Source organism: Niallia alba (genome assembly GCF_012933555.1).
GTDB classification, from domain to species: domain Bacteria; phylum Bacillota; class Bacilli; order Bacillales; family Cytobacillaceae; genus Niallia; species Niallia alba.
The window spans coordinates 270,088-292,217 of sequence record NZ_JABBPK010000001.1 but is presented as its reverse complement, the minus strand read 5'-3'; the positions used below and the strand labels follow the sequence as shown (position 1 = coordinate 292,217).

23 protein-coding genes and 1 pseudogene are annotated in these 22,130 nt (G+C 34.4%); 3 read left to right on the top strand and 21 right to left on the bottom strand.

Going from position 1 to position 22,130, the window contains the following annotated elements; genetic code table 11:
• Positions 1-14: 14 nt before the first annotated feature.
• The 12 genes and pseudogenes from HHU08_RS01605 to dcm form a co-directional block, all read right to left on the bottom strand.
• The gene (locus HHU08_RS01605) at positions 15-818 is read right to left on the bottom strand and encodes an ABC transporter ATP-binding protein (RefSeq protein WP_016201434.1); all 804 of its coding nucleotides are present in this window, start codon (positions 816-818) and stop codon (positions 15-17) included.
• The gene (locus HHU08_RS01600; protein ID WP_040342676.1) at positions 818-1,849 is read right to left on the bottom strand and encodes a FecCD family ABC transporter permease; all 1,032 of its coding nucleotides are present in this window, start codon (positions 1,847-1,849) and stop codon (positions 818-820) included. Before HHU08_RS01600 ends, HHU08_RS01605 begins: the two co-directional genes overlap by 1 nt.
• Positions 1,846-2,880, bottom strand: a complete 1,035-nt coding sequence (locus tag HHU08_RS01595) for a FecCD family ABC transporter permease (RefSeq protein ID WP_016201436.1) — start codon at positions 2,878-2,880, stop codon at positions 1,846-1,848. The genes HHU08_RS01600 and HHU08_RS01595 overlap by 4 nt, the downstream gene beginning before the upstream one ends.
• On the bottom strand, positions 2,881-3,930 hold the full coding sequence (locus tag HHU08_RS01590; protein ID WP_169187652.1) for an iron-siderophore ABC transporter substrate-binding protein: 1,050 nt from the start codon (positions 3,928-3,930) through the stop codon (positions 2,881-2,883). It lies immediately after the preceding gene.
• A 77-nt stretch (positions 3,931-4,007) separates the two neighbouring features.
• Entirely contained in the window at positions 4,008-5,123 is a 1,116-nt protein-coding gene (locus tag HHU08_RS24975; protein ID WP_407939853.1) for an ATP-dependent nuclease, read from the bottom strand.
• A gap of 89 nt (positions 5,124-5,212) precedes the next feature.
• On the bottom strand, positions 5,213-5,890 hold the full coding sequence (locus HHU08_RS24970) for an AAA family ATPase (protein WP_328822977.1): 678 nt from the start codon (positions 5,888-5,890) through the stop codon (positions 5,213-5,215).
• A 146-nt stretch (positions 5,891-6,036) separates the two neighbouring features.
• A complete protein-coding gene (locus HHU08_RS01580; RefSeq protein WP_169187651.1) occupies positions 6,037-6,720 on the bottom strand; it encodes a hypothetical protein in 684 nt (227 codons plus the stop codon).
• A gap of 50 nt (positions 6,721-6,770) precedes the next feature.
• Positions 6,771-7,607: a hypothetical protein gene (locus HHU08_RS01575; RefSeq protein WP_169187650.1), complete on the bottom strand. Its 837-nt coding sequence runs from the start codon at positions 7,605-7,607 to the stop codon at positions 6,771-6,773.
• A 217-nt stretch (positions 7,608-7,824) separates the two neighbouring features.
• Positions 7,825-8,562 carry a type II restriction endonuclease gene (locus HHU08_RS01570; RefSeq protein ID WP_169187649.1) on the bottom strand — a complete coding sequence of 246 codons (738 nt, stop codon included), beginning with the start codon at positions 8,560-8,562 and terminating at the stop codon, positions 7,825-7,827.
• Positions 8,563-8,824: 262 nt separating this feature from the next.
• A pseudogene (locus HHU08_RS01565) lies at positions 8,825-10,263 on the bottom strand (DDE-type integrase/transposase/recombinase).
• Positions 10,264-10,383: 120 nt separating this feature from the next.
• Positions 10,384-10,842 carry an EcoRII N-terminal effector-binding domain-containing protein gene (locus HHU08_RS01560; RefSeq protein WP_169187648.1) on the bottom strand — a complete coding sequence of 153 codons (459 nt, stop codon included), beginning with the start codon at positions 10,840-10,842 and terminating at the stop codon, positions 10,384-10,386.
• Positions 10,829-11,815 carry a DNA (cytosine-5-)-methyltransferase gene (gene dcm, locus HHU08_RS01555; protein WP_107921316.1) on the bottom strand — a complete coding sequence of 329 codons (987 nt, stop codon included), beginning with the start codon at positions 11,813-11,815 and terminating at the stop codon, positions 10,829-10,831. Before dcm ends, HHU08_RS01560 begins: the two co-directional genes overlap by 14 nt.
• Before the next feature lie 127 nt (positions 11,816-11,942).
• On the opposite strand from dcm, the gene HHU08_RS01550 reads away from it, so the two are divergent.
• Positions 11,943-12,233: a hypothetical protein gene (locus tag HHU08_RS01550; protein WP_107921315.1), complete on the top strand. Its 291-nt coding sequence runs from the start codon at positions 11,943-11,945 to the stop codon at positions 12,231-12,233.
• Between the two features lie 207 nt (positions 12,234-12,440).
• Here the strand turns inward: HHU08_RS01550 and HHU08_RS01545 are convergent, their stop codons facing one another.
• Entirely contained in the window at positions 12,441-12,764 is a 324-nt protein-coding gene (locus tag HHU08_RS01545; protein ID WP_169187647.1) for a hypothetical protein, read from the bottom strand.
• Between the two features lie 584 nt (positions 12,765-13,348).
• Between HHU08_RS01545 and HHU08_RS01540 the strand changes: the two genes are divergently transcribed.
• On the top strand, positions 13,349-14,755 hold the full coding sequence (locus HHU08_RS01540) for a PAS domain S-box protein (protein ID WP_169187646.1): 1,407 nt from the start codon (positions 13,349-13,351) through the stop codon (positions 14,753-14,755).
• 165 nt (positions 14,756-14,920) lie between these two features.
• Here the strand turns inward: HHU08_RS01540 and HHU08_RS01535 are convergent, their stop codons facing one another.
• The 3 genes from HHU08_RS01535 to HHU08_RS01525 form a co-directional block, all read right to left on the bottom strand.
• Positions 14,921-15,472, bottom strand: coding sequence for a CBO0543 family protein (locus HHU08_RS01535; protein ID WP_098798126.1), 552 nt, complete (start codon positions 15,470-15,472; stop codon positions 14,921-14,923).
• A gap of 91 nt (positions 15,473-15,563) precedes the next feature.
• Positions 15,564-16,577 carry a DUF3231 family protein gene (locus tag HHU08_RS01530; RefSeq protein WP_098798127.1) on the bottom strand — a complete coding sequence of 338 codons (1,014 nt, stop codon included), beginning with the start codon at positions 16,575-16,577 and terminating at the stop codon, positions 15,564-15,566.
• Positions 16,578-16,837: 260 nt separating this feature from the next.
• Entirely contained in the window at positions 16,838-17,158 is a 321-nt protein-coding gene (locus HHU08_RS01525) for a helix-turn-helix domain-containing protein (protein ID WP_098798128.1), read from the bottom strand.
• Positions 17,159-17,528: 370 nt separating this feature from the next.
• Here HHU08_RS01525 and HHU08_RS01520 point away from each other — a divergent pair, with 370 nt between their 5' ends.
• Positions 17,529-18,104 carry a CBO0543 family protein gene (locus tag HHU08_RS01520; RefSeq protein ID WP_169187645.1) on the top strand — a complete coding sequence of 192 codons (576 nt, stop codon included), beginning with the start codon at positions 17,529-17,531 and terminating at the stop codon, positions 18,102-18,104.
• A 109-nt stretch (positions 18,105-18,213) separates the two neighbouring features.
• Here the strand turns inward: HHU08_RS01520 and HHU08_RS01515 are convergent, their stop codons facing one another.
• From HHU08_RS01515 to HHU08_RS01500, 5 genes are all read right to left on the bottom strand, one after another.
• The gene (locus HHU08_RS01515) at positions 18,214-18,684 is read right to left on the bottom strand and encodes a hypothetical protein (RefSeq protein WP_169187644.1); all 471 of its coding nucleotides are present in this window, start codon (positions 18,682-18,684) and stop codon (positions 18,214-18,216) included.
• A 16-nt stretch (positions 18,685-18,700) separates the two neighbouring features.
• Positions 18,701-18,913 (bottom strand): DUF3231 family protein, encoded by a 213-nt coding sequence (locus tag HHU08_RS25360; protein WP_254416037.1) that lies wholly within the window; start codon positions 18,911-18,913, stop codon positions 18,701-18,703.
• Positions 18,914-18,917: 4 nt separating this feature from the next.
• Positions 18,918-19,712 (bottom strand): DUF3231 family protein, encoded by a 795-nt coding sequence (locus HHU08_RS01510; protein ID WP_254416036.1) that lies wholly within the window; start codon positions 19,710-19,712, stop codon positions 18,918-18,920.
• Positions 19,713-19,931: 219 nt separating this feature from the next.
• Entirely contained in the window at positions 19,932-21,047 is a 1,116-nt protein-coding gene (locus tag HHU08_RS01505) for an IS4 family transposase (protein ID WP_100525938.1), read from the bottom strand.
• A 202-nt stretch (positions 21,048-21,249) separates the two neighbouring features.
• A complete protein-coding gene (locus tag HHU08_RS01500) occupies positions 21,250-22,107 on the bottom strand; it encodes an STAS domain-containing protein (RefSeq protein WP_169187643.1) in 858 nt (285 codons plus the stop codon).
• Positions 22,108-22,130 lie beyond the last annotated feature (23 nt).

The following is a 22,130-nucleotide window of genomic DNA, read 5'->3' as shown; positions in this document are numbered from 1 at the left end:
TAAATCTTATTCTACTAAACATTAACATGGTATCTTCCTCGAGGCACAACTAAAGGAGTACCTGAAACAGGATCATTAATCACCGTGCAATTAAGACCAAAAATATCTTTTACCAATGTACTTGTAATAATATCTACCGGTTTTCCTTCTCCAACAAGTTTACCTTTCTCAAGTGCAAAAATATAATCTGCATAACGGGCGGACAGGTTAATATCATGGAGAACCATCACAATGGTCGTACCATATTTGCGATTAAGGTCTGTTAGCAAATCTAATATTTCTATTTGATACGTTATATCTAGAAACGTTGTCGGCTCATCAAGAAATAGAATATCCGTTTGTTGCGCTAAAGCCATTGCAATCCAAACACGTTGCCTTTGGCCACCTGATAGCTCATCGATATCACGATTAGCAAATTCTGTTATCTTCATAATTTCCATTGCTTCCGCAACTGCTTCATAATCTTTCTTGGACCAACCACTAAATAAGGCCTGATGAGGAAAACGCCCACGACCAACTAAATCTGCTACTGTTATTCCTTCTGGCACAATAGGAGATTGAGGTAAAATACCGAGAATCCGTGCTAATTGCTTTGGTGGAAATTTGCTAATCGATTTTCCGTCCAGTGTTATGTTACCAGACGAAGATTTAATAAGATTCGATAGCGTTTTTAAGAGAGTGGATTTTCCACAACCGTTTGCTCCAATAATAACACTGATTTTATTACTCGGAATTTCAAGCTCAATGTCTTGTAATATCATTTTATTTTCATAGCCAGATGTTAACTTTTCAGCTCGAAATTCATGTATCTTTTCCATTACAATTCTTCCCTTCGATTCATTCGAATTAATAGCATAATTAAGTACGGAGCACCTAGAATACCAGTAATAACACCTACTGGATATCTAGCAACGAACGCAAACTGGCCAATAAGATCCGATGCTAAAACTAAAATGATCCCCACAAGACCTGCTGGAATAACACTAGAAAAACCAATACCAACTAGTCTTTTGGCGATAGGTCCAGAAAGGAAAGCAACAAATGCAATGGGTCCTGTTGTAGCAGTAGCCAGCGCAATAATAAGTACAGAGCTGATTATCAATATTAGCCTTGTCCTATCTGTATGAATTCCAAGGGAAGTTGCAGTTTGCTCACCAAGTTCTAACATATCTAATCGCTTGCCAAGTAAGATGATAATTGGAGCAAAGAGAAGGACAGCAATAATAAGTGGATAAACATTCTCCATTTTAGCTCCATTTAAACTACCACTTAACCATCTCATGGCTGTAGGTACATCATGATGTTGGCCGATAAGCAATAGATAGGATATTACCGCATTGAGCATTGCTTGTATTCCAATTCCTATTAATATTAATCTACCAATCGAAAAAGAAGAACCTTTTGACAATAGAAAAATAACAATTACTGTGACTAGTCCGCCGATAATAGAGGCAATCGAAACAAAAGTACTACTTGCATGAAGCACAATGATGCAAAATACAGCAGCAGCACTTGAACCAGTTGTTATTCCGATAACATTTGGGTTTGCTAACGGATTACGAAGCATCGTTTGAAACACATATCCAGAGATACCAAATGCAAAGCCAGCAAAAACACCTGCAACCATTCTTGGAAAACGGATGGTTCCCACTGCAAAGGAGGCTCCTTTTACTTGCTCACCTAGTAAAACACTGATTACATCTGAAACAGGATATATAGTGTTTCCTAACATAAGCATCGTCCAGCATAGCGCAAAAGAAATAATTGCTAGGAGGCAAGTCACAAGTATAAAACGACGACGTCTTTTTAATCTACCTACCATAATAAGATTCATTGATTCATTCATCATAACGTACGCATTTTCGCTTTCATAGTTATTAAGATTAAAATAGGAGCACCAATAAAAGCAGTAACTACTCCCACTTCAAGTTCACCAGGACTTCCGATGATTCGGCCACATACATCTGAAATAGTTAATATAATAGCTCCTGCTACAGCGGACATCGGAATAATGTAGCGCAAATCAGGACCAATAATGAGACGAATCACATGGGTTGCAAGTAATCCAATAAAACCAATTGGGCCTGCTAGTGCTGTTGCCGCACCACATAATAGTACTCCTCCAAATGCTGCGATAAGTCTAAGTGTACCAGTACGTACACCTAATCCTGTAGCAACTTCATCCCCTAACGCTAAAGCATTTAGGGCTGGAGCGGAAAACAAGGCTATTAGAATACCGACGATAAGAAAAGGAATAAAAATAGAGATAGAGTTCCAATTTCCAGAACCAACGCTGCCTACCTGCCAAAATCTAAATTGATCCATCACATTTGAGCGCGGGATCATAATTGCCATTACAAGAGAGGATAATGCTGCACTTGTCGCCGCCCCAGCTAAAACGAGTTTAAGGGGGGTGGCACCGCCACTCCCCATCGAACCAATTCCGAATACAAAAATGGCAGTTAAGATTGCTCCTGCTAATGCAAACCAAATGTATTGACTAGCAGTACCAATATGAAAAAAGGATATTCCACAAACGACGAATAGTGCCGCACCTGTGTTTACTCCTAATATGCTAGGATCTGCAATAGGGTTACGTGTGACGGACTGCATAAGAGCCCCAGAAACTCCTAATGCAGCACCACACATAAGACTAAAAACAGTTCTAGCAATTCTTTGGCGAACAACATTTGCTCCGTGTGACTGGACATCAGGATGGAATAAACCATCCATTATTTCGTTCCATCCAACAGTACGAGACCCAAAAGCAAGAGACACCAATATACTTATACCGAGTAAGACAATTGAAAGTATTAATACGCTAATAAATCTTCTCGGAATTACTAACTGCTTATTTTTTAAAACGGATGTATGTTCCATTTATTTCACTTTGCTTACAGCTTCTGAGAGTAAAGTTAAGTACTCATCGATAGAGTATTCAATAGAAAGTGTACTTGGAGTTCCTGCTGCTGCAAGTGGAGTATTATCCTCAATAATAACAACAGATCCTCTCTCTACAGCAGGAATCTTTCCATAAATCGGATCAGCCTGTAAAGCAGCAAGTGTTTGATCATTTCCATATGATACAAAAATATCTACATCGTTTAGTATATCTGCATTTTCAGCACTTACTTCCAAATAGAAGCTAGTTGGATCAGTAATTTGACTTGTAATACTTTCCGGATATTCCATTCCTAATTCTGTCAAGAATTCACCACGTGGATCTGCTGGTGTGTAGATGTAAAACTTAGATAAATCAGCACCATTGACACTTACAAATGCTGCTTTTTTCCCCTTAATTCCAGGGTGTGCACTTGCTTTATCTGCAATTAATTTTTCTGTATCCGCAATAAGCTGTTTTCCTTCTTCTTCCATACCCATTCCCATAGAATTGTATGTTACTTGTTCACGCCAAGTTGCTACCCAAGGATTTTCTTGATAAGCAACAACTGGGGCAATTTCACTTAATGTATCATATTCTTCTTGCGTAATACCTGAATATGCTGCAAGAATAACATCTGGATTAGAATCAGCAATCGCTTCAAAGTCTAAACCATCTGTATCTTGAAAAATATTCGGATTTTTTTCCCCTAATTCTTCTATTTTCGCTTTCGTCCAAGGTAACATACCGCTTTCATCTTGCACTCCGTAGTTTGCTGCTGAGAAACCTACAGGTACAACCCCAAGAGCAAGTGCAACATCATGATTGGACCATGCAATAGTAGCAACACGTTCAGGCTTCTCCTCAATTACTGTCTCACCAAACGCATGTTTGATAGTTATTGGATATTGAGAATCTGTATTTGAATCATCTGATTTTGTTTCATCTGATTTAGGTGTTGACTGACTTGAACAACCCGCTAATAAAAGGATTGCTACAATTGAGAATAATAAAATATGAATAAATGGCTTTCTTTGTTTTTTAAACATATGTATGTCCCTCTTTTTCTATTTTTATAATGATTATCATTCTCAATTATAATACTTGTTTTTTATTTTTCTGTCAATTACAAAACTATATAATCAGGAATTTTAAAGCCTGTACTATCTTTTAATAGTTCTTCATGTAAAGCAAATGCAAAATCAGATTTATCATTTTCTATGTTTTCGAAGTAAGTCTTCATGTCAATCTGTTTTGTCCAATTCTTCTCTACTTCTTTATATTTTATAGGGTGAAGTTGTTTAAAAACCCTTAACAACAACTCCCTTCCCTTGCCCTTATCATTATACTTTATTATCTCTTTTTCAAATGTGTCATCGTTGATTTCAATGGCAATTACATCCTTATTAACCTTATAGTGCTCTTTTAGTTTTTCAGCCCGTTTTTCCGTTTTCTTTCCCGCATCTTTATCGGTTAGTACACCACACTTAATAAAGTATCCGTTTTTTATTATTTCTAGAAAATGCTTAAAAGCAACCCCATTAACATTGATTATGTTAGAGCCAATACTTTCTAACGTTTTCTTTTGGTGCATTTCAAAGAATAATGGAACCAATATTTGCTCAGATATTCCCTCAACAAGGATAAGTCTCCTTGCATAAAACATAGATGAATTTGTTGCATCTAGATATTTTTTCAAATACTTAATATGGTCTTGTCCTTCTTTTTTATCTGAAAAACCATCAAGGATATAATGATACTTTATCTGTACCTTATCTTTGTAAAGAATAACTAGGTTATTTAAATCAATTGAGGTAGTTATATTAGTGGAGTGAGATGTAATGATAATCTGGGTATCCTTCTTCTTTTCCTCTTTATCATCCTTCTTTTTATCCTCTTTGCTCCCAATACTATTAACCTTACTTAAATTTTTCGCCAGATGTGTTTGTAAATGTGGGTGTAAATGTGCCTCAGGCTCTTCTATCCCAATAACTCTAAACGCTAATTTTGTCTTATCATCCGCCTGAGACGCTAGATGCGAGAGTACAAGAGAAATAAATAATAAATTATTCTTACCCAATCCATTTCTTTCAATTGAAACAGGATTCTCTCCATACACAATACTTAATTTCTTTAATATTTCATTAACCTCTGGAGAAGAGAAATTAAAGTCAATACTGTTTAATTCCGATGGGTTAGATAAAGAAACCCTGTCTAAATATGTAGTTAGTTCCCTCTTAATAGAATCTAATTTTTTATTTTCTTTTAATTTCTGATTTAATTCCCCAAGAATTGATTGGACCTCAATAAAATCATTTGCATAATTTTTATTTAAAATACGATATAATAATTTATATTCCCCGTTGTGACTACTAGTTCCTTTTTTGCATCACGTAGAGCGTCTAAAACCTCTAATTTTAACATTTTTAAGAAGTATGGGTCACATTTATTAGTAGGGTTATTTCCACCAAAAATTACATATTCATATTGATCGATAGGGAATTCAACATGATTATATAATTCTTCTTTTTTCACCTTACCTTCACTTAATAGTTCCCTCAAATTGGCAACTTGCCTTTCAATCCATTCTTGTCTTTTAAAACCAGCCCTAGGTTTAAACCAATAAGTTAATTTGGCCTTAGTAAATGTCTTTTCATAAAACCAATCCCCTACAACAGCAAGTTGATCATCGTCTAATTCATCTAATATTAATTCGACCTTAACTTCAGGAAACTTCATTTCAGAATCATCAATGGTTTCTTCGTCAATAACTCTTACAATGGATTTTTTAAAGTTCTCTTTTGTTTTTGAATTTATATCATCAATGTCTAAAAACCTTTTCTTGAACATAGTGATATCCTGACTTAAGACCAAACCTATGCAATCAATAAGATTTGACTTCCCTATATTATTCTCTCCAATAATAGCAGTAAATGGTTTCAGCGGAATCGTAAATTTCTCTTCACCAAAATTTCTATAGTTCTTTACACTCAACTTTGAAATATACACGACTAAACTCCTTAAAACTTATTTAATAATGCCTATATTAGAATTCTACAAGAAATGACAAAAAACCTTCATTCCATAAATATACACCCTTTACCTTCCATAAAAAAGAACAGCAGGCTTCCCTGCTGCCAGTTATAGTTTGGTTGTCATTTTACATATTTACTTAAAATCTCTGTAAAAGGATTATAGCCTGTTACAATAGTGATTATTGAACTAATCAAACCAATTACTATAACGAGGAAATTTATGATTTTTACAATTATATTATTTAAAATCCTATAATACGTGCCGTACTTAATTAGTCCAGTCCAGTATAATAAGAGAATAGGCAGATGCACAAAAAACTGAACCCCTTCTCTTAACCATACAAAGGGGTTCTTTGCTTGCCCCTTTAACTTTTCGATATTATTTTCTACAACACCTATATATCTTAACAAGACATCGTCAATCATAGAAAGATAATTATGCATTATGCTATTTTGAAGACTATTAAATCCTCGAATTGGACTTCTTGCTTCATCCCTCAAAGTAGGTAAAGCGTTAATTATTATTTGATATGTTCTATACTGAATACCAGAAAAAGGTGGAATGAATCCTCTTGCAATCCCTAGTTCTCCAACCTTATCCTGCATTTTTGGTGCTTTCATGGTTAACCATTCATATAACTGATAGTTCTCTTTTTCAATTAATAGACTATTACCATATTCACGAAATTTATTAAGATACTCATAGGCTTCCCTTTGATTATTTACTTCCTTTATTGAATTACGGATTATTAAACTAAACCCTAACAAAGATAATCCAATTATTGTAAAAATGTAGTATAGCAAGTTTTTCACCCCGATGAGTAACTAAAAGTAATTAAAATAAGTTAATTAGATTAGTTGCTATTAGATTTATATACTCTACGATTAATATACAATCTTGTAAGGTCATTGATCTCTACATAAATTTTACCTGATTGAACCCACTTGAGTTCTCCGAATACTATAGCGGGCACACCATTTTTCCAATTCCCCTTAATTTTACCCATACTTAACCAAAATCTTTTTTTGACCTGTTCATTTAACTTAATGCTGAAACTATTATAGGGATATTTCTTATCAGAATTTAGCCATATTTCGTTATCCGAACTTTGAAGATATCCCCAAAAGAAACCTTGAACACCATTTTGTTGTTTAGTAACTCCATCCCAAGAACTGACCATTTTTTCAAGAGGAATTATCTTATTATCTATTTCCAATGAAAATCCTTGCTTATCAAGATTATTATTTATAGCACAGTCTAATATCCTTTTAAGCGTCCATGTTTTCTGTACAGTTTTTGTCGGATCTTTATCATAAATATTTTTACTATCACCTGTTTTTCCAAAAACATCAGATTCTTCGTTATCATCTCCAGCAAGAGAAGCGTTACTAAAGTAATCCTTAAACAAGATTCCTATATCATTTGTATCTGCCTCTCTTTTATTTTGAGATACTCTGTTCTCCTTTTTATTTGAAGAAGTATTCGACTTCTTTAAATTACAGTCTATATCATGCTTTGCTGAAAAACAGGGTTCCTTACCATCTACTGATTTTTTTCGAAACCAAGCATCTTTTCCACATTCTCTACAAATAATTAAACCCTTTAATTCTAGTTGTTTTTCTTCAGACATATTTTGAACTTGATAAGCCGAATAAATTTGTCCTGTTTTCTTATGCTTAACTACGTCCATACCTAATCTCTCCAAATATCAATTAATAGCGGTTGCGGTTGAGGAAGAATCTTTGCATTTCTAACTATGACTCTATTAAGATTATACCATTACCCGATTTATAAGAAACTCAATAATGAGTCCTTACTACAACTTAGTTCATACACTAACTTTGATTACAGGCCTATTCTAACCCTAATTTTACCCCTGTTTAAGACAAAAAGACCCGAAGGGTCTATTATAATGAATATTTTTCTTCTGCATAGTGAATAAATTTTTCAACGGTCCATAATCTATTCTGATATTTTGCTGGATATAATGAGTGGTAGGGCTTAGGTACAACTAACGTAACTTTTTCATCTGCCATTTCATCTAACTGGTTAGGGGATATTCCCTGTTGAAGTGTCAATAAGTGTTTCTCATCGATTCTGTTCGCTTCGTTCAGAATCTGTCTCCATCTATCCTTACAAGTAGTTTTCGCACCTAGAAAAATTAAGTCGCTATCAAGGAATGACTTATCAGCATAGGCTGCATTTGATGGAAGTAAGAAATCAGGCTTTTTATTACCTTCAGACCGACCGGGATGGCTAAACGGAATACGATAAGAAGAAAATAAGAAATCAACATGATGTTCCAAAGACTTTCCTGCTCTACTCTTTCTTCGATTTAAGGCACTACTAGCAAACGCAATTAGTGGATCAATATCATCATAGGATAAATTATTTTTATACAAATTTCTTTCAATTGCTCTAAATACACTGTATTCAGTCTTTACCCACTCAAGAATCATAGTATCGGGTGGAAAACTTTTCTTTTTATATACATGGTAATGTATTTGTCTGGCTAATTCTGCAAGTTTAATTGTTTCAGGGAAGTCCTCAAACACATAGACTACTTCTTCTATTTCCTTTTCTAACTTTTTAGATAAATCTATGTCCTTAACTTTTCCCCCATTGTAAACCGCGTTATTGTCCATAAGGGAGGTAGTGTCAAAAGATTTATGAAAACTACCTAAAGGGTTAGTTTCTCTCCTATTTACTGGATGGAGATGCGCCGCAATCGCTCTTGACAAACACGCCAATGGTTTGAGGATTGTTTAACAAGGGCGAAGGGAACAAAAGAAGGCATACCAAATAAGCCCTTGGTTGTTTCCATTTTAAACCATTGGCAAGTTCGGTTTGTCAAGAGTTCGCTCCGCCGATTGCTGAATTAGCTTAAGGGCTCAGCTAAACAAAAAGTTAGGCTTGTCTTTGTTCTACTATCCATTGTTGTGCTAATCCAATGAGCTTTGTCCAACGTGCTGGCATTGTTGGAAGCCCCTTGAGTTCTGGATTCACTACGGGCACTTTTCCTTCTAAGGCGGCATGCGGACGCAAAAAGTTAAAGTAGGCCGTAAATAAGGTGACGTATGAAATGGAACCATGTTCAGAGCCGAATCCATGAGTGGAGCGATAATTGCCCTTAAAGGTGCGGTTAAGTCTCTCAATTATTTGTTTCAGTGGTCTATATTCGGTCGAAACAGGGTCCTCATTGGTTAATCCAATGACCTGCTTCACATCGAATGAAATCCCATGTTGAGCGAAGAAATGTTGGGCTAAAAGATAGATTGGATTCCCGTCTACCACAAAGGTCAGATTTTCTGGAATCTCTTTCATCTTGATTAAGACCTCATCAATTGCTCGAATGGCTGTTGCTGTGTCTCGATTAGGCGACACCGGATACGAAAGAATAATCTTTTTCACGGCGTCAAAAAAGAAAAATAAATAATGCCATCGACCGTTTACTCTGATATACGTTTCATCACCGCAGAATTGGTCTGAAAGTTCATAGGGATAGTGATCCACATAAGGTTTAAGTAATAAAGCTACGCTATTTTCGTAGTTCAATACAGTCTGATGTGAAATCATCACTCCGTGTACGTCCTGCATAATCGCAGCTGTTTTACGGGCCGAAAGGCCATAGTTTACATGATAGGTTAGGATTAATCCTAATGTATGTGGTGATGCATAAATCTTTGATAAGTCAACGGCCGGCAGTTCTGGTGATTCCTTGGATAACGGCTGGAAATCGATATGAAACTGACGGAAAATGTATCTTAATTTAAATGCTTGAGGGTCCTTTTTGAACCTTTTCTTTTCTTTTGAAGTCATCCCATTGAGCTTCTTTTGATAATAAGAACAGTCATTGTTCTTGCACTTAAACACGTGAAAATCTTTTCTTTCTTTTATTTTCTCGAGAGTCTTGGAACAATGAGGACACTTCAGGATGGCCTCCTTAGAGTAACGGTTCTTTTCACTGAAAAGTTCTGTACACACCTTGCATTGATACTGACCTTTATCTCCATTGTTGGCATAAAGATAATCCGATGGAGCACCACACTTTGGACAGTTCATGGCTTTAGGTACGGAAACTTTTGCATTCTTACGCCTTTGAACAGGTTTAAGTGGTTTCCCGTTCTTCTCTAGATATTCACTAAGAAGAACTCGATAATCAAGCTGTTCCAGAACTTCAATGACCGGAAGGTCGTCCACTTGAAGTTTTCGATATGGTTTTTTACTGGCTGTTCAGTAGGCTTATCAAACATACTCTTACCAATCAATAAAGTAAGCAATGTTCGAATTAGTTGTTCTTGATAGTTTATAAAAGTTAATAAATAGGTTATAATTTGAGGGTACAAATTGTCACTTCCTTTTCTAGGTTGTTGAGAGTGTCGTAACCTCAATTATCCTTAGAATTCAGGGGGTGGCAATTTTTTTGCTTATAAAGCCCTCTCAGATAGGATTTAATAACCTATTTACTATAAAAGTTTTGACAATACGATAAGGGACAGGGAGAAGGAATCTATGAATTTTTCAATCTCATCTTCAGTATCTAAAATATAGACTTTGAAGTTCTCTTGATCCATCGGCATGAAGATAATCAAGTTACCCACTTGTTCTGCTTTCTCAAATGGTGAATTGGTCCAAAAACGAGTAATACGGTATTCGTTTCTTGTCCCTCTGCCATAATATATTACACGGCTTTCATATGGATAATATCCGTCAAGGTGAACTTTAATGTATTTGTCTTTGTTTTCTCCTTTTACACCTTTTTCTTCAAAGAAGATATTCCATGCTTGTTTTGCAATGTAAAGCCCTACTTGATGGGCACCTGTTAGATCTACATCATTTGCAGATATGAATTTACAATAAAAGCGACCAATAGACTTGGCCGCCTCAATTGCATTCGTGAGTTTTTCTGACTCATTTTGTTGCATACTCGACTCGACCCTCTTCCACGACTTGTAGTATTTCTTCACGCTCAATTGCTTGTACCATCTTTTCAGCAATCAGCCGAACAACAGGTACTGCAACGCTATTACCGAACTGTTTGTAAGCAGCAGTGTTACTTACTACAATCTTAAACGTTTCTGGAAACCCTTGCAAGCGCGCACATTCGCGTGGGGTCAGTCTTCTTGGATTTTTTCCCTCTCCTTGAGGAATGAGAATCTCACTTCCATCCTTATAGTATCTTGCACTTAAAGTTCTACTGTAAGAGTTTAGATCAGCAAGGCCGTAGCCAAATCCATTTCCCTTTTTTGCATGTTTTTCTTTATATGCTTGAAGATAATCCCAAAGTTTATCCGATAAGGTGTATTTTTCGTCTACATCTTCCTCTAGAATTGTTTGTAGAGAAGGACCTTCTTTAGGAACCTGAGGAAATTCAAATTTCAAAGGCTTTTTAAAGCCTACAATATAAATACGTTCACGGTTCTGCGGTACTAGTCCTTTCGCATTTAATACCTCTGAATAAACTGTATAACCTAGTTCTTCTAATACATTAATTATTACCTTAAATGTTTTACCCTTATCGTGACTTCTTAAATTCTTTACATTTTCCAGTAGAAAGGCTTGAGGCTGTTTTTCTTTTATTATTCGAGCAATATCAAAAAATAGAGTCCCTTGTGTCTCGTCTAAAAAACCATGCTGCCGTCCTAATGATTGCTTCTTAGAAACTCCTGCAATACTAAACGGTTGACATGGAAAACCTGCAAGCAATATATCATGATCAGGAATTTCTTTTTCATTTACACTTCTAATATCACCAACTGGTTTTTCACCGAAATTTGCTTCATATGTTTCCTGAGCCTTCACGTCCCACTCACAACTAAAAACACAATGTCCATAGGGTTCAAAAGCAGTTCTAATACCTCCGATACCAGCAAACAAGTCAATAAATCTATATAACATATTCCTCACCTCCGAACACTTGTCCTAATGGGATAATTATAACAAAGTTTGTAGTTCTTTTGTTGATTTTCATGCTATAATATTTAAGTTACTTTTTTACAATACCCTCTAGAACGAGGTGAAACAAGTGGCAAATGTATTTATTTATTATAATTCAGATCAAAGCGAAAGTACCGAACAGGCGGTTCATCGTGTCAACGAATTGATACACAATTTAGAGATCCACCATGTAATTTTAGGAGTGTTTTTAGATTTCTTTAATCAAAGCACCGAACTAATGGAATTACTCAACTCTCCTCTTTCAGAAATTGATTACATATTTACAAATAAACCTATTGTTAACGAATTTGATAAAGAATTAATAATTCAACTTTCAAGAACTGAAAAGTTTGAAATAAGATATTTTGATGAAATGTAGCATAATAATTTTTAGCAAAAAAAAGAATTACCACTGGACTGATTCCAAGAAGCAATTCTTTTTTGTTTCATTAGAAAGACCCTTCAATTAAGGTATTGATATTCTCACTAGTCACCTTTTATTTCACTGAAGGTTTTAACATTGTAATAGTTCCATACCCATCTGCCACTTGATATTATAACTAGAAAGGTTTATAAAGTTCCTTTTTTAAATAACATTTAATAAATAATCAACCTCAATGGCTACATCTGAATGGATGTCCTGCTTTAAAATTGAAAATTCCAAATTATAAGAGCGGCATAGCCTTGAGAAATACTTGAAATTCTCCCAACTCCCTAATTCTTTAAAGTCATAAAGAATCACTCTACTAAAAGTAGTACGATCAATAAACTTGAAAAATGATTCTAGTAACCCAATATCATCCAATAGATACATACTTGATTTCTTATTAAAATATTTTGCATGGTCTTCCAATGCATCAGCAATATAATGGTAGTCACCAAAGTCAAAAGTAATCCCCAGATAACGCATACTATCACCCCAGTTTGTTATTTAATGAAAGTATAGCGCGAATCTAATCATCTTCAAGCATTACTATTTTCTCTTATGAAATGAAATAAATTATAGATTGGATTTTTGGCTTTTTACCACCGACTGAAAAGACCAAACAGTTGAATAACTGTCTGGCCTTATTCAATAATATAGGCATACACAAGAAAGCGGTCTAAAACCAAAGAGGCTATCTGGAAAGCCCTAAGGGGAAAGGGGTTTTCCTGACACTGTATATTTCCTTATTCCCTTTTAAATCCCTTGTATTTTTGAAAATATTTTTCAATCTCTTTTCTCTTTTATTCAACCTCTCATCAATAGACTGTCCAAAAATAAGACTCATATCTTTATCCGGAGTAGCATTGATGGTTAACATATCCTTACACTATATTCAGCAGCCAATAAATTACCCTTCCCCCATAATAAAGATTCCAACAATAAAGGACTAATTCAATGAAGGCTAGAAATCCTTGAAAGTTGGAAAAAGAGGAATAAACTAGAATTAACAAAAAAGAAGCCTATAGTTTGTTTTTTGTTAAAAATAATATTTAAATGGGGGTAAAATTATGCAAGAAAATGAACTTAAACATGGATCAATTTTCACACATGCTTTTAATTTTTCAATGATAGGCACTGCGGTAGTTGATCCAATCGGACGAATCTTAAAGGTAAACCCGTCTTTAAGTCACATATTAGGATTTACCGAAAATGAATTAATCTCCTTAACTTTACGGGACATTACGTTTTCGGAGGATTTTGTAAAACTTGATGATTATATATCTCAACTCTTATTGGGAAAGATATCTTCTCATCAAATAGAAACAAGGCTTTTACATAAGCATAATTATGGGATTTGGACTTTATTAAGGATCTCATTAGTTCAAAGTAATGAAGGAAATCCCTTGTACTTGATCATTCAAGTGCAGAATATAACAGAACGAAAGAAAGTAGAGGAAAGATACTTTAACTTTATTGAACGGTCATCAGAGGCCATGATTATTATAAGCAACAGGAAGATACAATACATAAACGAAACAGGGTTAAAATTTTTGAATATTTCAGAGAAGGAAGAAATAATAGGTAAATCAGTTATTGATTTTATTCATCCAGATAAACGTAACATTTCCGTGAACTATATTAATAGAGTAGAAGCGGGAGAGACCATTTATCGTATAGAAGAAATTTTCGGTAGAGTTGACGGCAAATTTATTAATGTAGAGTTTACAGCATTCCCGGTTTATAACGGTGAGAAAAATGATATGCATGTCATCATGAAGGATATTAGTGAAAAAAAGAAAACAGAACAGTTCCTTTTAAATTCTGAAAAGTTAAATGTAGCAGGACAATTGGCTGCAGGAATTGCGCACGAGGTTAGAAATCCTTTAACAGCAATAAAAGGGTTTCTTCAAATAATGGATAGGGAATCGATTGGGAGTAAAATGTACTTCGATGTTCTTTTGTCGGAGGTTAACCGTATAGAATTAGTTTTAACTGAATTACTCCTGCTATCTAAACCACAGAACACTAAACATAAATTTATTAATCTTGAAAGTATCATAGAACAGGTTATCTCTCTGATGAGTACCCAAGCCATCTTACATAATATCGAAATAAAAAAAGAGATTAATACGGATACGTGTATGATCAGTTGTGACGAAAATCAATTAAAGCAGGTCTTCATTAACTTTATCAAAAATTCTATTGAAGCAATGCCTAATGGTGGACCTATTTATATTAAGGTTTTCAAAAGAGACAACGATAGTATATTAATTCACATAATTGACCGAGGGAGTGGTATACCAGCAGAAATTCTGAAAAGGATTTGGGAGCCTTTCTTTACCACTAAGGAAAAGGGAACGGGCTTGGGAATGATGATATGCAATAATATCATTGAAAACCATAATGGAAAGTTACAAATATCAAGTTCTCCTAATGGAACGACTATTGGTATTATCCTTCCTCTTAATAAATAAAAATGTTTTGATTACTGTTTTCCTTTTTTAAAATTTAATAAATGAAATGTTTCTTACTCAAACAATAACCGTGCAGTAGTGGCATATTTTGATATCTACGCACGGTTATTTTTAAGTTCACTCATATTTATTTTCTTAAGTTAGGTAAATGGTAGATGAATCGTGCTATTTTTCCCTTGTTTCTATTCTATGTATCGTGTCTACAAGCCACTTTATGAACACTGATAATAAAAAATAAATTGGAAAAGAATAAACTGATTTCCAAGCATATGGTTTATAAATATTCATAAAAATTGCAAGCGGCTCAAGTATAAAAGCAAAAGTTAAAGCCATTAGTAAAGAAATTAAAATATACGTTTTCCATACTCTAAAACGTTGATATAACATCATGAATACCAAGGAAATTATAATATCTATACAAATTATTCTTGAACCCCAAGGTAAAACCATTTTTGGATAATCCCAAAGGTGCAACTCTGAACCTAAAACGTCTAGGAAAATAACTATAGATAAAGTCAGAAATCCATGCAAAACTATATTTCTTAACCTTGAACGATCAACAAATTTCCACCATAAGTATCCAATTACGAAAGTACTTATAAGGAGAAACCACCATTGAAAAGAATAAAGTACCTCTTCCCTCCAATAGTCCAACCTCAAATGGCTAAGTGTTTTTTGCGCCTTTTCAAGTTCACTAAATCTTACTGAATCCTTCATTATTTCACTCTCTCTTTAAATCATAAATATACTTACCACTATCCCAAAAGAGGGCACCTTAAGTATCGGTGCCCAAAGATTAGAAGTGTTTTTAACTTTTTCTCTTTGCCAATTCATCCCGATCAATCGCCTGTGGGGGTTGTTCAAACCAACCATTTTCAAACATAATCTTTGTTCCTTCTTCTGAATATTTCCCAATTTCGAATGAGAGACGAGCGTAATGCGTTGCTAAGTCATGTCTTGGGCTAGTCGCTATGCTTGCTCCATAATATCCCATACCAATTCCATTTAAAGCAGTTGTTTGGAACATCATAAGTTTATCTGAAAATGGGGAAACAGTAGAATCTGTAACTTCGCTATCCCATGTCATGGGAACTGGTAGATCTTCTTCCCTTAAAATCGAGCCAAAGATTTCAACATGTTTGGAAGCAATTTCTTTCCCATGTACCATATATTGTCTAACTTCTTTTGAATTTGCAACTTGGCTGAATCCTAATAATGTTGCAACACCCAGAGCATTTCGTTGAATATTGTTAAATAAGTTTGAAATCTCTAATGCAAGTAAAGGTCTTCTCTCTCCTAACCATCCGGCAAGAAAACTTTTGCTTTTAACAAAATCAACTTCTTTTGGTGTAGGTATATAAGGTGGACGAATATAAAGACCTTTTGACAGTAATAAGTTTGTTGTCATTTTGTGAAGTTCTATAAATTCGGTAAGACATTCAGAAAAATAAGCCAAAATATCAGCACGTGTTACAGTCGGTAAAGCAATACTGTACGCATTTAGTCCTAACTGGCTCATTTGATACACATATTTTAAAAAGTATGTATCAGAATACAGTCTTGGGGCATTTATGTTTATATCCTCATCAGTAAAACCTTGAGGAATCGGGAAATTCTCAACTGTAAAGATGGAAGTTAGTTTTTCTAAATGCGATTCAGATAATTCGAATGTTTGCTCCAAGATTGGACGAATCTCTTTATCTTCTACCTTTTCTAAAAAGTACTTCAAAACACATACAGCCAAACTATCGTTTATATATGCCCCCCAAAGTTGGGACATTTCTGCAGAGGTAAGCCTAATGTTATTTTCATTAAATTGCACTTCAATACCTCCCTATAACTAAAATCTCCGTATATATTATCTTAAAACGAACAAGAATTATTCCGAAAAAAACATGATAATACTAAACATCAGGGAACAAGATAGGTAGAAGAAACCAGAAATAAAAATGCAGAGTATCAAAAACAATCGGAATGATCATTGTGTTACTCTTCCATAATTTTCTTTACCCCAACAAAATATTCATTATCTTTTGTCTAATTCATTTAATCTCTTATCCCCTAGAAAACAACTCCCCACTATTAATGGTCTTTTTTCCACTTTCTAAACTCCAAAAATTCTCTGAATTGCTCTTTAGTCATCCCAGAATTTATTGCATCTCTGAGTAGTACCTTCCATTCTAATTCCATTTCATTGGTGAGAGACTCTTCTGGTTGTAATAATGTTTCAACCGGTATCTCCAATACATTTGATATTTTCGCCAGAAAGTGAATTGAGGGATTTAATTGAATACCCCTTTCAAGGGAACTGATATATGATTTGGCTACACCTGCTTGTTCTGCTAATTCAGACAATGTTATATTTTTGGCTAGCCGATACTTCTTTATCTGTTTACCAATCATCTTTACAACACCAATCTTCTATATAATTAAAATACCATTATAATTATACAAAAAGATTCTAATAATTATGGATATAATATTTGAGGTATTAACTATACCCATGTTGTCGAATATGTTATAGTACCTTTCAAAGAATTCCTATATAGAGAAAAGACAGCATGAATATACATAATTAAGATCAGATATTGTTTTTTGAAAGGGAAAAAGAATTCGAATGAGCAATTGGCTCCATTCGAATTCTTTTATTTTCTGTATATTTAATTGTTTCTATCTTTATATCCCTTTTTACCCTGTAAATATAATTCCTTTAGGTATCAAATTTAATCCTAAAAGGAAAAATAACACTATATTCCATGGTAAGGAGAAGAAAATGGACTTTAATCAAAAGGAACATATAGAAAAAACACAACTTGAACAATCAGATGCATGGTATGAATACTGGCAACAATACTCGGATTGGAGTACATGGGAATTTTGGGTAAACTTAGGGTTTCTTGTAGTCCCGTTAATACTACTTTATATCTTAATTGATAAGAAAAAAGCGCTTTTATTAGGGTTCTTTGGTTATAATGTACATGTATGGTTTACTTATATAGACGCTTTTGGGGGAAGTAAAGCCTTGTGGTTTTATCCATATAAGGTTTTACCTATTCTTCCTGTAAATTTCGCTCTAGACGTTTCTTTGATTCCTGTAGTATATATGTTGGTTTATCAATGGACCTTAAACCACGGGAAAAACTATTATTTATATATCACGGGACTTTGCGTGATTTTATCTTTTATTTTCAAACCACTAATGACTACTTTCGGTTTTTTTAAATTAAATGAAGGCGCTAATTATTTTCATCTTTTCTTGGGATATCTTCTGATTGCGATAATATCCAAATTAATAACTAACATTTTTATTTTTATGGAGAGGAGGTCTAAACTAAAAAGTACTGCTTAAATTATTGAATCAGCACATATTTTTTGTTATAAATACCATCTTCATCTAAATTAACCCGGTATCCACCGGGTATTTTAATGTACGGAAATTCATCATATTCATTTGTTAGTTACTCAAAAATGTTAATTAAAAATCCCCTAATAACTAGCCCCACACATAAACCTATTCCTAAAAAGATAATAGGTAACCATATTGGTCCCATCAATACCCCAAAAATTTTAAATGTTGAGGAATAGATTAAGCCTACCGTTATAAAATATGCAGCAAACACAATGGGTATAAAAGAGAAAGGTGATTTCCCACCTCCTGAATCTTTATAAGCATCCCAAATAGCAAACATATAAAGACATGGATAAAACATAAGCCATTGATAATTTGTTACCTCTATTGCTTGTTTTATTTCCCCATGGAAACTGTATATTATTGCTAAATTGAAATTCGCCTGTACATTAACCAATATTTCTAAAGCAATTAATAGAACACCCTTGAGGTACTTTCCATTTAAGATTTGTCCAAAACCTGGTAAGGCAATACTCCATAAGAGTTTTTCTACTTTATTTTTATTGTTTGTTTTCTCCATTTATCATTTTCCTAACCTACTTTGCCAAGTCTTTTCTTTGTGGTGCTTGTGGTGGATATTCCATCCAGCCATTTTTAATCATTAAGTTTGCTCCGTCGTCAGAAAAATGGGCGAGTTCACCCATTAAACGGGTATAATGAACGCCTAAATCATGTCTAGGACTCGTCGACATAGCAATTCCATATTGACCGATTCCAGACCCAATAAGTGCGCTAATGTGATACATCATGAGTTTATCTGAAAAAGGGGCTATCTTGGAATCGGTAACTTCGGAAGTAAGTAGTAATGCCCCCCCCACCAGAAAGATAATCGTCATGTAATATTGAGGTAAAAATTTCAAGTTGCTTTCCTGCAATTTCTCTTCCTCTTTCAAAGTACTTTCGAACCTCTTTTGACTTTGCAACCTGACTAAATCCTGTAATAATAGCCTGTAGTAAAGCGTTACGTTTGGCGTTATAAACTAGATTCGCTATTTCAATACCTAGTAGCGATCTCCGATCCCCGAACCAACCTGCCAAGAAACTTTGCTTCTTTACAAACTCAATTTGCTCTGGTTTCGCAATATGAGGAGCACGCACATAAATACCTTTTTCTTTCGCTAACTCCTTTGCACTGTTATGCAGGTCTTGTGTTTCATTTAAACATTCGTTGTAATATTCGATTATATCCGTTCTTTCTGCAAGTGATACGGCCAAACCATATGAGGTCAATCCAAAGTTTGCCATATTCGTCATATATTCAAGGTAAAGTTTATCCGAAAAAAGACGCGGAGCGTCAAGATTCACGTCATGTTCAGTAAACCCTTGTGGAACTGGATAGTTTTCATTATTAAAGATTTTAGTTACTTTCTTAACGTGTGCCTTTGATATTTCTAAAGCATATCCCAATACCGAACGAATTTGTTCATCTTCACAATTTGCCAAAAAATATTCTATTCCGCATATTGCCATTGAGTCATTTTGGTAAGAAATCCAAAGTTGGGAAATTTCTGAGGCTGTTAATTCTACATTATGGTCATTTTGATCCATTATTGTTAATCCCTTCCATTATTAGTTTCCACACAATCTATCCGAATATTTTCGAGTTATATAAAGCGATTCACTAGTGTTGCATAAATTTTGTTAGAATATTCAGTTTAAATATGTCCCCTGTTAAGAGCCAAAAAAGTAAATACCCAACTAAAGGTGGATCCATCCATTTGGAAATTTTTTTACAATTAGACTTAAGAGACGACGACAATTTGTTTATTAAGGAATGGTTTTTCCTTCAATCTTTCGAAGCCAAATATGTGCTGGTTTCCACAAAGCTGCCCGTAAATATCGGCTAATTTGTAGGGTTTTTCGTTTACTTTTTGTCTCGATTTGTGCGAGAACATGCAGGCAAAAAACAATAAGTGCGATAAACACTTGATTCTGAATTGCCCATTCGCTTTGGCCGTAAAACTTTTTGATATGGAGATGTTGTTTAATCCATTTGAAAAATAACTCAATCGCCCAGCGTGATTTATACATCTTTGAGATTTCTTCAGCACTTAAATCAAAACGATTTGTGATTAAATGAAGCTCATTTCCTTTTGAATCAATCACTTTTAGAAGACGAAAGTAATTTTCGGCACGGTTTTGCGTCGTACCAATCAACACCATTTGATCCGACAAAACAGATGTATTCTCGGGTAGTTTAAAATCGTAAACCTCCCGTATGACTGCGTTTTTTCGCAGCCTAGAAAGGAAAAAGTAGCCGTCATCTGTCATCCGATCAAAGCGTTCGTAGTCTAAGTAACCACGGTCAAACACATACATACATTCCTTGTCATCAACCATTACTTCAAGCTGACCGCGGTCATGTTCTTTGGCCGTTGTCATAATGGCCTTTTCGGGATAGGATATACCTTTTTCCATAAACACAAGGCGTAAGTGCAATTTAACACCCGCTTTTGTTTTGCGGAATTTTGCCCATTTATGATTAGTCAAATTGAGAGGCAATGTGCTTGAATCAATGATTTTTAATGGCATCACAAGTTTCGTGTTGTGCGTTTTGGCATGAATTTGTGAAACTAAATCAAGGAAAAGCTTTTGGAATAAGTCTGGATTCATGCCATTTAAACGGCGTGAGAGTTGGGAAATACTGATAGAATCAAGATCAATGCCCTTTTGCAGTTGATCATCGAAAAGACAATCGCTCAGCGCATGCAGACTTTCGACTTCTTCTAGCTGCGCAAAAAGTAATAATTTTAGAAATGACTCTGTCGTTAGTTTTTTCGTATAGAAATCTAATTTCAACGTTTTCACGTTTTCTTCAAATAATTGAAGATTTATTGGTGAAAACCATTGTCCAAATGAAGTTTTTCGTGTAATCTTGTCCATGAGATTGGTCCTTTTTTAGTGGATTTGGACGGGTTACCACCTGACTTATCCATTATAAAGGACTTTTTCTATGCATAAAATAATAAAAGTGAACATTTCGAGTATTTTTAATAGTGAAATTAAATTAATGCAACACTAGTGGATACTTATACATTTATGTAAAAGGTGCCTGATACCTTCTTTTTTTTAAAAGTTTCTTTTTTCACATTTGCCTACTTACTATCGATTTTTCAGTCTTAAATGTAATTGCCTGTGAAAGGGTTGATTTTGTGATAATGTTGTTAAAGGAGAGCCCTAGTTGTACAGCAGTTTGTGCAATTTCTGGTCTTATGCCCGATATGATTGTCGTCACTCCTATAAGTCTTAGAGCCTCTATCAAATGAAAAATTCTTTGTGCTACGAGGGTATCAACCATTACTACACCTGATAAATCTATAAATAGGTCAGTGATACCTTTATCAGCACATTGATTTAATGTGCTTTCAATAATGAATTTTGCTCTTGCAGTATCAATATCCCCAACTAATGGTAATAAAGCCATGTCATTATTTAAAGTAATAATAGGCGAACTTAATTCATTAATCATTTCTTGTTGTGCTTCCAATTGGCTACTTGAATATTTGTGAGTCTCTTCCGAAAATTGAAGTATCGCAAAATCAAAAGCATCAATGATCATTTCATTCCACTTTTCTATTTGATTATCAATATCCCCTTCATTTTCAGAGACAAATTCTTCAATAAATTCAAGATACTGTTTCCTAACCCTTATGAATTCTCTAATAATAAAATGTATTGGAGTGTTTAAATGCTCTTTGTCCCTTGCGACCTTTTGAACCCAAGTATTAAACTTTTGGAGCATTAGTGCATCTTCTTCAATGAAGATCTCACATAAATTTAAATGAAATTCAAAATTCTGTTCTTTTAATGTTTTTATTACTTTTGGATCTGAAGATGAATAAACTCCTGTAGGATCGTTTTTATCTAAAGAGTTATACCATTCTTCTGTTAATTGGGACGCTTTGTTTAATAAAAAAGCATGTAATTCATTATTTTTCCCCATATTATCCCCCCATTAAAAACTGT

Coding starts and splice junctions, on each gene's coding strand:
- HHU08_RS01570 (WP_169187649.1), bottom strand. CDS start 8,562: ATGGACAATAACGCGGTTTACAATGGGGGAAAAGTTAAGGACATAGAT.
- HHU08_RS01545 (WP_169187647.1), bottom strand. CDS start 12,764: ATGCGTTATCTGGGGATTACTTTTGACTTTGGTGACTACCATTATATT.
- HHU08_RS01575 (WP_169187650.1), bottom strand. CDS start 7,607: ATGGACGTAGTTAAGCATAAGAAAACAGGACAAATTTATTCGGCTTAT.
- HHU08_RS01515 (WP_169187644.1), bottom strand. CDS start 18,684: ATGGAGAAAACAAACAATAAAAATAAAGTAGAAAAACTCTTATGGAGT.
- HHU08_RS01560 (WP_169187648.1), bottom strand. CDS start 10,842: ATGCAACAAAATGAGTCAGAAAAACTCACGAATGCAATTGAGGCGGCC.
- HHU08_RS01535 (WP_098798126.1), bottom strand. CDS start 15,472: ATGAAGGATTCAGTAAGATTTAGTGAACTTGAAAAGGCGCAAAAAACA.
- HHU08_RS01505 (WP_100525938.1), bottom strand. CDS start 21,047: ATGGACAAGATTACACGAAAAACTTCATTTGGACAATGGTTTTCACCA.
- HHU08_RS01520 (WP_169187645.1), top strand. CDS start 17,529: ATGGACTTTAATCAAAAGGAACATATAGAAAAAACACAACTTGAACAA.
- HHU08_RS25360 (WP_254416037.1), bottom strand. CDS start 18,913: ATGATGTATCACATTAGCGCACTTATTGGGTCTGGAATCGGTCAATAT.
- dcm (WP_107921316.1), bottom strand. CDS start 11,815: ATGTTATATAGATTTATTGACTTGTTTGCTGGTATCGGAGGTATTAGA.
- HHU08_RS01540 (WP_169187646.1), top strand. CDS start 13,349: ATGCAAGAAAATGAACTTAAACATGGATCAATTTTCACACATGCTTTT.
- HHU08_RS01600 (WP_040342676.1), bottom strand. CDS start 1,849: ATGATGAATGAATCAATGAATCTTATTATGGTAGGTAGATTAAAAAGA.
- HHU08_RS01510 (WP_254416036.1), bottom strand. CDS start 19,712: ATGGATCAAAATGACCATAATGTAGAATTAACAGCCTCAGAAATTTCC.
- HHU08_RS01500 (WP_169187643.1), bottom strand. CDS start 22,107: ATGGGGAAAAATAATGAATTACATGCTTTTTTATTAAACAAAGCGTCC.
- HHU08_RS01590 (WP_169187652.1), bottom strand. CDS start 3,930: ATGTTTAAAAAACAAAGAAAGCCATTTATTCATATTTTATTATTCTCA.
- HHU08_RS01595 (WP_016201436.1), bottom strand. CDS start 2,880: ATGGAACATACATCCGTTTTAAAAAATAAGCAGTTAGTAATTCCGAGA.
- HHU08_RS01525 (WP_098798128.1), bottom strand. CDS start 17,158: ATGATTGGTAAACAGATAAAGAAGTATCGGCTAGCCAAAAATATAACA.
- HHU08_RS01605 (WP_016201434.1), bottom strand. CDS start 818: ATGGAAAAGATACATGAATTTCGAGCTGAAAAGTTAACATCTGGCTAT.